Origin of the sequence: Streptomyces kunmingensis, from assembly GCF_039533535.1 — a bacterium.
GTDB classification, from domain to species: Bacteria; Actinomycetota; Actinomycetes; order Streptomycetales; family Streptomycetaceae; genus Streptomyces; species Streptomyces kunmingensis.
The window spans coordinates 1-13036 of sequence record NZ_BAAATS010000055.1; the positions used below are offsets into that span (position 1 = coordinate 1).

The window sequence follows — 13036 nt, forward strand, 5'->3', positions numbered from 1 at the left end:
CCCAGGAAGCACCCACCGCCTTCGCCCAAGCCGTCATCGACGCCGACCACCTCTGAGTTCCCGCACCCCATACCGGCCCGGCGCCCCGCACCGTGCCGGCCCGTCCAGAAGGAGCTTCCGATGAGCGAAGTCCAGTGGAACCGGCTGACCGCCGCCGAACTGCGCGCCCTCGCGGCGCGGGACGCGGTGGTGGTGGTGCCCATCGGCGCCACCGAGCAGCACGGGCCCCATCTGCCCACCGGCGTCGACGACTTCCTCGCCACCGAGGTCTGCCACCGGGCGGCGGTGCTGGCCGCCGAGCGCACCGGTGTGGTGGTCACCCCCTCGATCCCCACGGGTCTGTCGGAGCACCACATGGCCTTCGGCGGCACCCTCACCCTCAGCCTGCCGACGCTGCACGCGCTGCTGCGTGACATCTGCCGGTCCGTGATCCGGGTGGGCTTCTCCCGCATCCTGATCGTCAACGGGCACGGCGGGAACATGACCGCGCTGAACGCCCTGACCACCGAGCTGACCGCGGAACTGGCGACGCCGATCGCGTTCGCCAGCTACTTCGGTGCCGGCCGGGAGGTGGTGCGGCAGACCCTGGAGACCCAGGACGGTCTCATGCACGCGTGCGAGGGCGAGACGTCGATGATGATGGCCGCCCACCCCGGCCTGATCCACGAAGACCAGCTGGCGGCGGCGCACGGACCCCGCATCACGCTGCCCGCGGAGTCCACCGAGCCGGTGTACATGGCCGTGCCCTTCGACCGGATCACGCCGAGCGGGGTCGCGGGCGACGCCCGGACGGCGAGCGCGGAGAAGGGCGAGCGGATGCTCGCGGGCTGCGCTTCGGCCCTGGCCGACATCATCGTGGCGGACCCCTGGGCGAAGCAGTAAGTCACCCCTTTGACGGCCACCGTCCGCCCACCCCCGAAGGGCAGCCGGGCACCCCTGCCCCGCCACCCTCAAACGGTACGCAGACCCTCACCCGGCACACCTCACACGTGTGCGGACCGCGGGAGAACCCACGTCATGAACCCACCCTCCGACGCCCGTACCCTCGGGGAGTTCCTCAGGGCCCGCCGGGCCGACCTCGACCCCCACGAGTGCGGGCTGCCGCAAACGGGCTCCCGCCGGGTCGCCGGGCTGCGCCGCGAAGAGGTCGCCCTGCTCGCCGCGATCAGCGTGGACTACTACACCCGGCTCGAACAGGGCCGCGTCCGCGCCTCCGCGGCCGTCCTCGACACCCTCTCCCGCGCCCTGCGCCTCGACGAGGACCAGCAGAGCTACCTCTACGAGGTGGCCGGGCGGACCGACGACCTGCCACGCCGCACCCGCCGCCCCGCCCAGCAGGTACGGCCCGCCATGCGCCGGCTGCTGGCCCAGCTCCCGGAGACGCCCGCGCTCGTCCTCGGCAGGCGCCTGGACGTCCTGGCGTGGAACCGCCCCGCCGTCGCCCTGTACACCGACTTCGGCGCGATCCCGCCGGAGCGGCGCAACTACCTGCGCCTGATGTTCACCGACCCCGTGGTCCGGGACCTGCACCGGGAGTGGGAACACGACGCCCGCGACGCGGTCGCCGCACTGCGCATGGAGGCCGGCGCCGACCCCGACGACCCCGAACTCGCCCGGCTCGTCGGCGACCTGACCCTGCGGGACACCGACTTCAGCACCTGGTGGGCCGAACACCGCGTCAACAGCGCGACGTACGGCACCAAGCACTACCGCCACCCCCTGGTCGGCGACCTCACCCTGGACTGCGACACCTGGTCCAGAGCCGACGACTCCGGTCAGCGCCTGATGGTGCTGACCGCCGAGACCGGCAGCCCCTCCCACGACGCCCTGCGCATCCTCACCGCCTGGACGGCGGACCGGGCCGACGCGGAACCGACGGCGACCCGGACCCCGTGACGCCCCGGGCAGTTCACACCGAGGCGGGAGCGGGCTCATCGGGGTTGTTCGCCCGGTCGCCGGCGGAGCCGGAGTCGCCCGGAGCAGTCGGCTCGTCGCTCCTGCGGGACGGCTTGAGGAAGAGGGCGAGGACGAGTCCGACGGCGAGGGTGGTGGCGATCCACAGGTAGCCCATGGCCGTGGCGTGGGCGAAGGCGTCCAGCGCGGTGTCGCGCAGGGCGGCGGGCAGGTGGCCGATGGTGTCGGGGCGGGCGGCGTCGAAGCCACCGGTGGTCGGCAGTTCCCGGGCGCGGTCCGCGAAGCCGGTGTTGAGGAGGGTGCCGAAGACGGCGACGCCGAAGGCCGCGCCGATCGAGCGGGCGAAGGTGACCACGGCGCTGGCGGCGCCCAGGTCGGTGGCGGGCACGCTGTTCTGGACGGTGGTCAGTACGACCATGGGGACCATGCCGATACCGACGCCGGTGATCAGGAAGTAGCCGCTCAGCACGAGGGTGTCGGTGGCCGCGCCGATGGTGCCGAGGAGGAGCAGTCCGGCGAGGTTGGCGGCGAGGCCGGCGAGCAGGATCGTCCGCAGCCGCTCGATGTGCGCGGCCCAGCGTCCGGCCAGGGACTGGCTGATGACCAGCCCCGCGACCAGCGGCAGCATATGGATGCCCGAGAGGGTGGCCGAGACGCCGTGGACGATCTGCAGGTAGGTCGGCAGGTAGACCAGGACGGCGAACATCGCGGCGTTGGCGAAGAAGCCGATCAGCGAGGAGAAGACCACGGTCCGCGAGCCGAGCATGGCCGGTGGCAGGACCGGGGCGGCGGCGCGGCGCTCGACCGGGAGCAGCACGGCGGCCAGGGCGAGGGTGGCGGCGATCAGGCCGACGATGGCCGGCGAACCCCAGCCCCAGCGCTCGCCGAAGGAGGTGATCAGGACGAGTCCGGTGGCGATGGCGGCCAGGACGGTGGCGCCCAGGACGTCGATGCGGGCCTTGGCGCCGCGGGTGGCGGCGGGCAGCGCGCGGGCCGCGATGGCCAGGGCGACGATGCCGACGGGCAGGTTGATCAGGAAGGCCCAGCGCCAGGACAGCTGGTCGGTGAAGACGCCGCCCAGCAGGGGGCCGACGATGCTGGCGACGCCGTAGACCGATCCGAACATGCCCTGGTAGCGGCCGCGTTCGCCCGGGGCGACGATGTCGCCGACGAGGGCGAAGGTCAGCACGATCATGCCGCCGCCGCCCACGCCCTGGAGCACGCGGGCGCCGATCAGCTCGGGCAGGTTCTGCGCCAGGCCGCAGGCCACCGAGGCGATCAGGAAGATCGAGGTGGCTGTCAGGTAGAGCCGCTTGCGGCCGAACATGTCGCCGAGCTTGCCCCACAGCGGGGTCACCGCCGTGGAGGCGAGCAGGTAGGCGGCGCTGACCCAGGCGATGTCGTCGAACCCGTTCAGGTCCTCGGCTATCCGGGGCAGTGCGGTGGAGACGATCGTCTGGTCCAGGGCGGCCAGGAGGACCGCGAGGATCAGCGCGCTCATGGCCGCGGCCACGCCGCCTGCCGCGGGAGGTGCGGATCGTCGGGTCTTCTGTGCTGTGAACATCAGGGCGTGCCTTTCGGGAGTGATGCGCCTGGGCGGTGTGCGGATCACATCCCAGGATGCGACCCATCGAGGTGCCACTCACTCGCCCATCTGTCACGTCACTGTAGCACTTAATGCCTATGGCTTACCGCTGGCTTTTCTCATGCGCGGCGCGGGAGCCACATATGTGTCTCGGATTCAGGCAAGACGCGACACCCACAGGTGTGTGACATGGACCATCCACACAACCAGAACTATTTCGACCATACGAGGTGACGAAACACCCCCCGCCCCTTAGTCTGCTGCCTGAGGTGGCGAAGAAACACACCGCACACACGGCCTCTGAGTTCGGCGGTTGAAGGAAGTGGGGATCGTGGAGTCGCTCGAGGGGACAATGATCGGCCGGGAGAGCGAACAGGAGGCGCTGTCGGCGTTCGTGGCCGACAGCGGGGGCCGGTCCCTCGTCCTGCGCGGCGACACGGGTGTGGGCAAGAGCGCACTCCTTGAACGTGTGGCCGACCTCGCGGCTGCGCACACATACCGGGTCATCCGGGCCGCCGGGGTCGAGGCGGAGTCGGAACTGCCGTTCGCCGGACTCCACCAGTTCCTGTATCCGCTGTCGTCCTCCATCGACCGGCTCGACGACGTGCACCGCAGGGTCTTCGACGTCGTCTTCGGCCAGAGTCAGGGAACACCTCCCTCGGTCATGACACTCGGCATCGCCGTGCTCGACCTGCTCTCCCTCGCGGCATCGGAGAAACCCCTGCTGCTCGTGCTCGACGACGGCCAGTGGATGGACGCCTCCAGCACCGAGGTGATCGGTTTCGTGGGGCGCCGGCTGACCGGCAGCTCGGTGAAGCTCGTCGTCGTGCTCCGCGCCGACCTGCGCTCCGGCTTCGACACGGCCGCGCTGCCGGAACTGCCGGTGACCACGCTGTCGGAGGAGGCCTCCGAGCAGCTCCTCGACCTGCGGCACCCGGGCCTCGCCCCCCGGATCCGCCGACTGGTCCTGGACGAGGCCCAGGGCAACGCGCTGGCACTGCTCGAACTGCCGCCGTACGTCCGGCGGTCGGGGCGCACCTCCGGGGAACTGCTCGGATACACCGGCATCCCGCTCCCCGTGCGCCTGCAACACGTGTACGGCGACCGGATCCAGGCACTCGGCGACGGTGTGCGCGCGGAACTGCTGCGCGGCGCGCTGGACGGTGCCGGTGCGAGCGCCGGCAGCCCGCGAGGGACCCGCTACCGCATGACCGAGGCCGACGAGGCAGCGGACTGCGGCCTCCTTGACGTCGATCCGCTCACCGGCGACTTCGTCTTCCGCCATCCCCTGGTGCGTTCGACCGTCGTACAGACGGCGACACCCAACGAACGACGCGCGGCCCACGCCATGCTCGCCCAGGTGCACCGGGACGATCTGGAACGCCGTGCCACACACCTGGCGGCCTCCACGGTCGACCCCGACGAGGAGGTCGCGGCCGTACTGGAGGCGGCCGCGGACTCCGCGACGGTGCAGGGCGGCGCACTGTCCGCCGTGGCCTGGCTGACCCGGGCCGCGGAGCTGAGCGAGAGCCACGAGGAGCGCTCCCGGCGCCTGGGCAGCGCGGCCTACATCGCCGGACACTCCGGCCAGCTGGACCAGGCCCGGCAGCTGATCCGCTCCGGCAGCGGCTCCGGACCTGCGTGCCGCCCACGCGGCGACGGTCGAGCGCGTGAGGGCGACGATGGCGGCGGTGGAGTCGGTGCTCGTCGGCGCGCTGGAGCGGGCGCGGGCCCGCGGTGAACTAGGGCCCGGGCACGAGCCGGTGGAGCTGGCCCGCTTCCTCACCACGTTCATCCAGGGGCTGCACGTGATGGGAAACGCGCGGGCGGACCACGCCTTTCTGGAGGCCGCCGTGGACGGAGCGCTCCGCGCGCTGGACTGAGAGCCCGTGGCATCACCTCGGCCGGCCCGGCCGAGGATGTGACACAGGCTCTCAGCCCAGGTCGTGGACCTCCAGGATCGCGGAGACGAAGGCGTCCGGGCGCTCCTGGGGCAGGTTGTGGCCCGCGCCGGGGACCACGTGGTGGGCGAAGGGCCCGGTGTAGTGCGGCTGGTAGGAACTGCCGTCGGTCCAGGGCGTCACGCCGTCGGCCTTGCCGTCCAGTGTGACGGTGGGCGCGGGGATCGTCGGCTGTCCGAGCAGGCGTCGCTCGAGCTTCTCGTAGCGGGGTGCGCCCGGGGCGGCGGCGAGGCGGTGGCGGTAGCTGTGCAGGGTGACCGCGACGTAGTCGGGGTTGGTCCACAACTGCGCGGTCTGCGCGAACTCCGCCTCGGTGAACTGCCATTCGGGCGAGTTGCGCTGCCAGACGACGCGGCCCAGGTCCTCCCTGTTGCGCTCCAGGCCCTTGGCCCCGCGCTCGGTGAGGAAGTAGAAGAAGTACCAGAAGCCCAGTTCGAGGGAGGGGGCGAGGGGCTCCTGGGCGCGGGCGATGTTCTGGATGAGGTAGCCGTTCACGGAGACCAAACCCGCGCAGCGGTGGGGCCACAGGGCCGCGGCCACGTTGGCGGCGCGCCCGCCCCAGTCGTATCCGGCGTACAGGGCCCGCCTGATGCCGAGCGCGTCCATGAACTCGATCAAGTCGGCGCCCAGTGCGGCCTGTTGGCCGGAACGGAAGGTGCTGCCGCGGCGGAACGTGGTCTCGCCGTGGCCGCGCAGATAGGGGATGTAGCAGCGGAAACCGCGGTCGGCGAGCGGCGGCGCCACCTCCGCGTAGGAACCGACCGGGCTGAACGGCCAGCCGTGCAGCAGGATCACCGGCACACCGTCGGCCGGACCGACGACGTGGTAGGCGATGTCCAGGACGTCGGTACGCACATGTCGCAGCGGGCCGAGCCCCTGGTACGCCCCGGAGGTCCCGGCCGGTGTGGCGGCCGTCGCCTGCTGGGCGGCGACGGCCTGGCCGGCCCCGGAGAGTCCGACCGTGCCGGCCGCCATCGCCACCGCCTGGGACACCCTGCGTCTGCTGATCACGTCGTTCCTCTCGTCACTCGGCGGAACATACATGACGCACACCCGCCGCACTTAAATCACCGTATTGACTGGTGACAAGACTCCTCCCTCCTCGCACACATGTCAAGGAGGGAGGAGGGAGGTGTGGATCAGTTGTCACCCTGGAGGATCGACAGGAGCTGGAGTGCCTGGAGGTAGATCCACACCAGGGTGGTGGTGAGACCGAACGCCGCGAACCAGGCCTCGTCCCGCGGGGCGCCGTAGGTGATGCCGTCCTCGACCTGCTTGAAGTCCAGGGCCAGGAAGGCCCCGCCGAGCGCGATGCCGACGATGCCGAACACGATGCCGAGGGCGCCGCTCTGGAAGCCCAGGCCGTTGCCCGCGCCGAACGCGGAGAACAGCAGGTCCGCCACGAGCAGCAGCAGGAATCCGGTGGCCGCGGCGAGGACGAAACCCTGGAAGCGCCGGTCGACACGTATCCAGCGGCGCTTGTAGGCGATCAGCACACCCGCGGACACCGCCATGGTTCCCAGCACCGCCTGGACGACGACGCCGGGCGCGATCCACGCCGAGGCGGCGCTGGAGACGGTGCCGAGGAAGACGCCCTCGAAGGCCGCGTAGCCGAGGATCAGCGCCGGCGAGGGTGTGCGTCTGAAGCTCTGGATCATGGACAGGGCGAACGCGACGAGGGCGGCGGCGAAGGCGATGCCGTAGGACCGGCCGATCCCGGCGCTGTCGACGGGGAGCAGGATCCAGGAGAGGGCGGCGGTGAGCACGACCGTGCCGAGCGTGGCGGCGGTGCGCACGACGACGTCGTCGATGGTCATCGCGGTCCCGGCGGCGGTCCGGGCGCCCTGCGCTAGGGACGGATCGGCGGTCGCGGCATAGGGGTTGGCGAGAACCGGACCGGCCTTGTCCGCCCCGGCCGCCGCGCCGACGGGCACGGGTTCGAGCCGCTGGATCGTGCGGTCGGCGGAGCCGTCGCCACTGCCGCGGCCCCATCGGGAGAAGACCGGATTACTGCTGCGCATGACGTTCCCTCCGGGGCCGCGGTGGTGCGCGGCCGCTGTCGTGAGTCCGTGAAGTCGTCCGGACGGTGCGGACGCCGCTCGGCGAGCACCTCCGTCGAGTAACCACTCTGACAGGTTACTTTGCGCCCCGCAAGCCGTCTCCCCGGCCATCGATGCGACGCATGGGCGCCCACGGCGGCAAATCGACCCGCACATGAGGTGTTTGGTGTTCTTATCCGCCCGCACACGTGCCACTTCACGCGGCTATATTCACAAGATTCGTTTAGACTGGCGTCCATGAGGGCCGACGCCGCACGCAATCTCGAAGCTGTCCTGACCACCGGCGCACGCATGCTCGCTGCCGATCCGGGCGCGAGCATCGCGAGCATCGCCGCGGAGGCCGGTGTGGACCGCAGGACCGTCTACCGGCGGTTCGACACCCGCGAGGAGTTGCTCGCGGCGATCTATGTGTCGCGACTGGAGGCCATCGAGCGGGCCATCGCCGACGCGCGCCTGCGGGAGGCCCCGGTCACGGTGGCCCTGCACCGCTACGTGGAGAACATCATCGCGGTGAACCGCACCTGGCCGGTCGATCTCACCCGCATGCTCGCCGACGACGCGATCCGCGAGCGGCGGGACGCCTCGGTCCGGGAGGTCGACGCGTTCGTGCAACGCGCCGTCGACGAGGGGACGTTGCGGGCCGGGGTGCCCGACGGATGGGCGCAGGCGCTGCTGCCCGAGCTGATGCATCTCGTGGTGCGGCGCATGCCCGAGCTGACCGACGGGCAGGCGGCGGACCTCGTCGTCGATACCTTGCTGAAGGGCCTCGGACCGGTCTGACCGGCCCGGGTGCGGCGCAGGTATGCACACGTGAGACCACACCTCGCCCTTCCGTTCTCCTCCTCACGGACGCTCGGCATGGGTACCATGCCGAGCGTCCACCATTACGAGGGAGTGAACGGTTGTGACGAGACAATCAGCCGCCACGCTCCGGTCGCGGTACGCAGAGCAGGCCGCGTCGGATCTGGCGGAGAACCGTCGCCGGCAGCGGGAACTGGGCGCGAAACTCAGGATGTTGCAGCAGGAGGAGGCTCTCCTCGCCGACATCATGGAGCTCGCCGAGCGTGCCGACCTCCCCCAGGACCCGCCCCCGCTGCCCGAACAGGCGCAGGACGAGCCCGTTCTCGCCCGCCCGGCGTCCCGATCTCGGCCCGGCACGAGGACGAGGACGCCGGCGAAGGCCGCCAGCGGCGGGGAGTCGCGGCAGCCGCTGCTCGGCACGTTGCTGATGGGTCTGCTCGCTGCCCACGAGGAGCCGCGTCCGGCGAAGGAGCTGCGGGACGAGCTCCTGCAGAAGCACGCGGACCGCTCCCCCACCCCGCAGGTCGTGCGCAACACCCTCGAGTCGCTGGTCGCCAAGGGGAAGATCCGGCGCCACAAGCAGGACCGGTCGGTGATGTACACCCTCACGGACTCCGCACGAGCGGCCTCGTAGGGCCTCAGCCCTGGGCGCTGTGCTGGCGGGCGCGGTAGGTGGCGGCCTTGACCCGGTTGCCGCAGGTCCGCATCGCGCACCACTCCCGGCGATGACCGCGCGAACGGTCGAGATAGGTCTGGGTGCACTCCGGCCGGGCACACTCCCGCAGCAGCGCACCGTCCGGGCCACCCAGGATCTCCACCGCCTCACGGGCAAGAGCGGCGAGCCCCTGCGGAACCGAACCGGTGCGCGTCGTGCCGTCCGGGCCGAGCCGCAGGGTGACGGGCATACCCGACGCGTGCAGGTTCAGCTCGGCGACCGCGTCGGCCGGCAGCGGCCTGCCGTCCATGCGGGCGACGACCAGATCGTAGATGGATTCGCGCAGGTCGACGGCGATGGAGAGATCCACCTCGCTCGCACCCGGCGCCAGATCGAGCATCCCGGACTCCACGAACCAGTCGTCGAGCAGCTCGGGGGTGGCGAGCTTCTCCGTCGGCAGGTCGTTGCGTCGCGCACGCAGCGTGCCCACGAAGTCGAGAGGGAGCGTCCCACAGGGAAAAGCATGATTCACGTAACCATACTGAACGGTGAGACACCGAGAAGCAACCCCATAGAACGGTGACTGCGTCTCCGCCGTCGCCGCACTCCGGTACGTCGTTTCGAGCCTTTCCGTCACAGCCTGACGACTCGTGTGTCACAGGGACGTCTTGATCCACTTCGGGGCGCAACGACTCCCCGGATATGCGTGTCCTATGAAACAACAACGCCCGCTCAGCCCGAACGGGCACAGGACACCGCTTCCCCCCCCACAGGAGTACCGATGCGCGTCAAGAAGATCTCCGCACTCGTCCTCGTCGCGGCCGTAGCCGGGCTCTCGCTCACCGCGTGCGGCAGCGGCGACGGAACGAGCGCGGCAGCCGACACCAGCGCGTCCACCAGCGCGTCCACCAATGCCAACGACTCCGCCGGCGGCGAGCGTTCGGGCAGCAAGCTCAGCGCCACGAACCAGTCCCAGACCCAGACGACCAAGTCGGACTCGGTGTGCAAGACCGACAACCTCGCCTTCACCGCCGCCGCTTCGGGGATCAAGAACGAGATCGTCGTCGACATCAAGAACAACGGCGCGAACACGTGCAGCATGCGCGGCTTCGCCGGCGTTCAGCTGGTCGGCCCCGATGGCCTGGGCGACACCGGCCCCGACGCCGCCCGCACCGACACCACGGGCTCCACCGTCACCATCGCGTCCGGCGAAGAGACCCAGTTCCTCCTTCACTACATCCCCGACACCAGCGGCAACGGCAAGACCTACACCCGTCTCTCCGTGACCCCGCCCAACGAAACCGTCTCGGAGATCGTCGACCTCGACGGCGTGAACATCACCGTCGCCCCCGACAGCGGCAACTCCCCCGACGTCTTCGTCGACCCCGTCGGCTACCACACCGGCTCCGGCAAGTGACCCGGCGGCTGGGCCGATGACGCCGAGTCCGGCCCTGGTGGCGCCGGTGCCTCGCTCAGTGCCGCAGCAGCCGGAGGTCGACGGCGTCCGCCATGGCGCGCATGCCCGCGTCATCGGGGTGGATGTGGTCGCCCGAGTCGTAGGCGGAGTCGAGGGCGGCGGGGTCGGCGGGATCGCGCAGGGCCAGGTCGAAGTCGACGACGCCGTCGAAGGCGCCGCTCGTACGGATCCACTCGTTGACGTCCCGGCGGATCTCCTCAGCGGCGGGCGTGTAGTACCCGTTGCCCTTGTTCGGCATGAGCGTGGCACCGATGAGGCGGACTCCGGCCGTATGGGCCCGGTCGATCAGGGTGCGATAGCCGTCGATGAGATCCTGCGCGGTCAGCGGCCGGCCCTCGGGACCGGCGTTGTTGCCGATGTCGTTGATGCCCTGGAGGAGAATCACGTCCTTCACGCCCGGGCGGCCGAGGGCGTCGTGGTCGAACCGTTTCAGGGCGCTGACTCCCTGCCACGGGTTGGGCACATCGGTCAGCACGCGATTGCCGCCGATGCCCGCGTTCACCACACTCAGCTTCCGCGGCCCCGGCCGGTCGGCGATACGGCGGGCCAGGAAGTCGGGCCAGCGGGTGTAGGTGCCGGTGGAGGAGTGGTATCCGTCGGTGATGGAGTCGCCGAAGGCGACGACGGTGCCCTTGGCCGTGGGGGACACGACATCGAGGCCGGCCAGGTAGTACCAGGAGGTCGTTGTGGTGTCGAAGGCGTCGGCGCCGACGTCGCCGGTGTGGTCGCCGACCGCCGTGTAGGTGGTGTCGAAGGCGTCCGAGTGCCAGGTCGACACACCGGTCGTGCCCGGCACGAACAGGCTGACCAGCAGGTTCTGTTCGGCCTCGACCCGGATCGGGACGGCGTCGCTGATGCGCTCCGCACCGGCCGCGATGGTGAGCCTGCCCGATCCGCCGAAGGTGACGTGCCGGGTCGTGCCGGGTTTCGCCGCGCCGCCGGACGCCTGGACTGCCACGTCCACCGCCGCTATCTCGAGTGCCTGCGGGCTGTAGCGGTTGGACAGCGTGATGCGGGCCGCCGCACCCGAGACGCTGGGATGCACCACCATACGGAGCGTCTGGTTGGTGAAGGACGGCCCGCCGGTCGTCATGCCCGGGGACCATGCACCGACCCGGGTCCCTTTCCCGGCGGGTGACGGCGCGGCGGCCGCCGATGCGGATCCCAGCGGCCCTGCCGCGAGGACGAACGCGATCAGCGCCCCCGCCGTGGCTCGCATGGGTCTGTGGCGTCGGCTGCGGCCCGCCGCACCCGTCGTTCTGCTGGAAAACATCGCCCCGGTTTCCCCTCTGTCCTGCATCCGTCGCGGCTCTGCCACCACGGGAACGTAGAGGGATTAATTTCCTTCGTCAATAATTAAATCGAGGAAACCGGGGCGCGCGGCGAAAGTACTGTTCGGCGCGCCATGTCTTCAGCTCAGCAGCTCTACTGTCCGTCGCACGGTGTCGTAGCTGCGGGCCTGTGTGAAGGTGCCCTCCCACGGCTCGGACAGCTGCGCGGGCAGCAACTCGTCCGGCCAACAGGCGGCGGTGGAACGGGATCTGCCGAGGGTGAGGTGCGGGGCCCAGTTCCCGGGGGCGTGCAGAGGATTGCGGTGCGCGTCACCGTCGGTGTGCAGCAGCTCCCACACCTGCCGGTGTACCGCCGTCAGCTCCGCGCCTGGAACGACGCGCCAGGCCAGCACCCGAGTCCGCCCGCCGAACCGGACGACGCCCTCCAGCCTCAGAGGCACGGGCAGCGCGCTCAGGGCCGGGGCAAGTGCGCGCCACCCGCCCGGCGGCGGCTCCGCCGATGTGGCCAGGGTCAGGTGCGGCCGGTTGGTGGGGTGGCCGTGGCTCGCCTGGCTGGGCAGGCCGGCGGCGGCCAGCGCGCGCCAGACGCCGGCCACCCGTTCCTCTGTCACGTGGTCGACCAGCAGTTCCACAGTGTGCATCGCGGCAGCCTAGGGTCCCGCCCCCGGAGAGGGCCGGAAGGTCTCGTCCCGGGCGCGGCCCGTGCTGGATCCCGCGTGACCGGAGCGTTCTCGGCTTGCGGTTCCGGCCCGGTTCTTTGCGATGTTTCGAATCTTCCTGCTGCCGGCCGACTCGGCGAGCAGGGCGAGTACCGCCGGCGACGTCGAATTCTCGGCGAGGAGGCGCTGCATCCAGTGAGTGGCCTGCGCCAACTCGACCGGTGTCGGCACGTGACCGTCCTCGATGGACAGACACAACAGCCAGTCGTGGATGCGGCGGAGGATGAACTGGCGGTGCCCCTCTGTCCCGAGCCGGTCGATCTCCGGCAGTAGTTCGGCCGACCACTGCCGCCACTCGGCAGGACCGCTGACCTTCATCGCGATGCTGTCCACGAGGGCGACCACCGCCGTCTTGGACGTCATCTCGTTGGGGTCGCGCAGGATCGTGGCCACGATCGCGCGGTCCCGGTCGCGGCTGCGCGAGGAAGCGGTCACCGAGATGACGCGCTGGTACGCGGACGATCGCACGTGCTCGTCCGCCACGGCATCGTCGAGGTCCACGTCGACGATGCCGGCCCCCGCCAGCAACTCGGCCACATCGGAATGCAAGGTCATCGCTTCCTACCTTCTCG

At 70.7% G+C, this 13036-nt stretch carries 13 protein-coding genes and 1 pseudogene; 7 read left to right on the forward strand and 7 right to left on the reverse strand.

Annotated features, from left to right (window positions below; all coding sequences use genetic code 11):
- The first annotated feature begins 120 nt into the window (after positions 1-120).
- A complete protein-coding gene (locus tag ABD366_RS40325) occupies positions 121-882 on the forward strand; it encodes a creatininase family protein (RefSeq protein WP_324769852.1) in 762 nt (253 codons plus the stop codon).
- A 135-nt stretch (positions 883-1017) separates the two neighbouring features.
- A complete protein-coding gene (locus ABD366_RS40330; RefSeq protein WP_324769851.1) occupies positions 1018-1896 on the forward strand; it encodes a helix-turn-helix domain-containing protein in 879 nt (292 codons plus the stop codon).
- A gap of 13 nt (positions 1897-1909) precedes the next feature.
- On the opposite strand, the gene ABD366_RS40335 is transcribed toward ABD366_RS40330, so the two are convergent.
- Entirely contained in the window at positions 1910-3478 is a 1569-nt protein-coding gene (locus ABD366_RS40335; protein ID WP_458860713.1) for an MDR family MFS transporter, read from the reverse strand.
- A gap of 373 nt (positions 3479-3851) precedes the next feature.
- On the opposite strand from ABD366_RS40335, the pseudogene ABD366_RS40340 reads away from it, so the two are divergent.
- Together ABD366_RS40340 and ABD366_RS40345 are read left to right on the forward strand one after the other, a co-directional pair.
- A pseudogene (locus ABD366_RS40340) lies at positions 3852-5150 on the forward strand (AAA family ATPase); the annotation flags it as partial.
- Positions 5151-5181: 31 nt separating this feature from the next.
- On the forward strand, positions 5182-5382 hold the full coding sequence (locus tag ABD366_RS40345) for a hypothetical protein (protein ID WP_411293728.1): 201 nt from the start codon (positions 5182-5184) through the stop codon (positions 5380-5382).
- Positions 5383-5433: 51 nt separating this feature from the next.
- Here the strand turns inward: ABD366_RS40345 and ABD366_RS40350 are convergent, their stop codons facing one another.
- On the reverse strand, positions 5434-6471 hold the full coding sequence (locus tag ABD366_RS40350) for an alpha/beta fold hydrolase (RefSeq protein WP_324769849.1): 1038 nt from the start codon (positions 6469-6471) through the stop codon (positions 5434-5436).
- A 128-nt stretch (positions 6472-6599) separates the two neighbouring features.
- The gene (locus ABD366_RS40355; RefSeq protein ID WP_324769847.1) at positions 6600-7481 is read right to left on the reverse strand and encodes a Bax inhibitor-1/YccA family protein; all 882 of its coding nucleotides are present in this window, start codon (positions 7479-7481) and stop codon (positions 6600-6602) included.
- Between the two features lie 330 nt (positions 7482-7811).
- Here ABD366_RS40355 and ABD366_RS40360 point away from each other — a divergent pair, with 330 nt between their 5' ends.
- Positions 7812-8300 (forward strand): TetR/AcrR family transcriptional regulator, encoded by a 489-nt coding sequence (locus ABD366_RS40360; protein ID WP_324769854.1) that lies wholly within the window; start codon positions 7812-7814, stop codon positions 8298-8300.
- A 124-nt stretch (positions 8301-8424) separates the two neighbouring features.
- On the forward strand, positions 8425-8955 hold the full coding sequence (locus ABD366_RS40365; RefSeq protein ID WP_344443461.1) for a hypothetical protein: 531 nt from the start codon (positions 8425-8427) through the stop codon (positions 8953-8955).
- A 4-nt stretch (positions 8956-8959) separates the two neighbouring features.
- Here the strand turns inward: ABD366_RS40365 and ABD366_RS40370 are convergent, their stop codons facing one another.
- The gene (locus tag ABD366_RS40370; RefSeq protein WP_344443463.1) at positions 8960-9508 is read right to left on the reverse strand and encodes a CGNR zinc finger domain-containing protein; all 549 of its coding nucleotides are present in this window, start codon (positions 9506-9508) and stop codon (positions 8960-8962) included.
- Between the two features lie 249 nt (positions 9509-9757).
- Between ABD366_RS40370 and ABD366_RS40375 the strand changes: the two genes are divergently transcribed.
- Positions 9758-10393 carry a DUF4232 domain-containing protein gene (locus ABD366_RS40375; protein ID WP_324767615.1) on the forward strand — a complete coding sequence of 212 codons (636 nt, stop codon included), beginning with the start codon at positions 9758-9760 and terminating at the stop codon, positions 10391-10393.
- A gap of 55 nt (positions 10394-10448) precedes the next feature.
- On the opposite strand, the gene ABD366_RS40380 is transcribed toward ABD366_RS40375, so the two are convergent.
- The 3 genes from ABD366_RS40380 to ABD366_RS40390 form a co-directional block, all read right to left on the reverse strand.
- Positions 10449-11546, reverse strand: coding sequence for an SGNH/GDSL hydrolase family protein (locus ABD366_RS40380; RefSeq protein ID WP_324767617.1), 1098 nt, complete (start codon positions 11544-11546; stop codon positions 10449-10451).
- Between the two features lie 318 nt (positions 11547-11864).
- Positions 11865-12386, reverse strand: coding sequence for a 2'-5' RNA ligase family protein (locus ABD366_RS40385; protein WP_324767619.1), 522 nt, complete (start codon positions 12384-12386; stop codon positions 11865-11867).
- Between the two features lie 9 nt (positions 12387-12395).
- Positions 12396-13019, reverse strand: a complete 624-nt coding sequence (locus ABD366_RS40390; protein ID WP_324767620.1) for a hypothetical protein — start codon at positions 13017-13019, stop codon at positions 12396-12398.
- Positions 13020-13036: the final 17 nt, after the last annotated feature.

Coding starts and splice junctions, on each gene's coding strand:
- ABD366_RS40325 (WP_324769852.1), top strand. CDS start 121: ATGAGCGAAGTCCAGTGGAACCGGCTGACCGCCGCCGAACTGCGCGCC.
- ABD366_RS40330 (WP_324769851.1), top strand. CDS start 1,018: ATGAACCCACCCTCCGACGCCCGTACCCTCGGGGAGTTCCTCAGGGCC.
- ABD366_RS40335 (WP_458860713.1), bottom strand. CDS start 3,478: ATGTTCACAGCACAGAAGACCCGACGATCCGCACCTCCCGCGGCAGGC.
- ABD366_RS40345 (WP_411293728.1), top strand. CDS start 5,182: ATGGCGGCGGTGGAGTCGGTGCTCGTCGGCGCGCTGGAGCGGGCGCGG.
- ABD366_RS40355 (WP_324769847.1), bottom strand. CDS start 7,481: ATGCGCAGCAGTAATCCGGTCTTCTCCCGATGGGGCCGCGGCAGTGGC.
- ABD366_RS40360 (WP_324769854.1), top strand. CDS start 7,812: ATGCTCGCTGCCGATCCGGGCGCGAGCATCGCGAGCATCGCCGCGGAG.
- ABD366_RS40375 (WP_324767615.1), top strand. CDS start 9,758: ATGCGCGTCAAGAAGATCTCCGCACTCGTCCTCGTCGCGGCCGTAGCC.
- ABD366_RS40380 (WP_324767617.1), bottom strand. CDS start 11,546: ATGACGACCGGCGGGCCGTCCTTCACCAACCAGACGCTCCGTATGGTG.
- ABD366_RS40385 (WP_324767619.1), bottom strand. CDS start 12,386: ATGCACACTGTGGAACTGCTGGTCGACCACGTGACAGAGGAACGGGTG.
- ABD366_RS40390 (WP_324767620.1), bottom strand. CDS start 13,019: ATGACCTTGCATTCCGATGTGGCCGAGTTGCTGGCGGGGGCCGGCATC.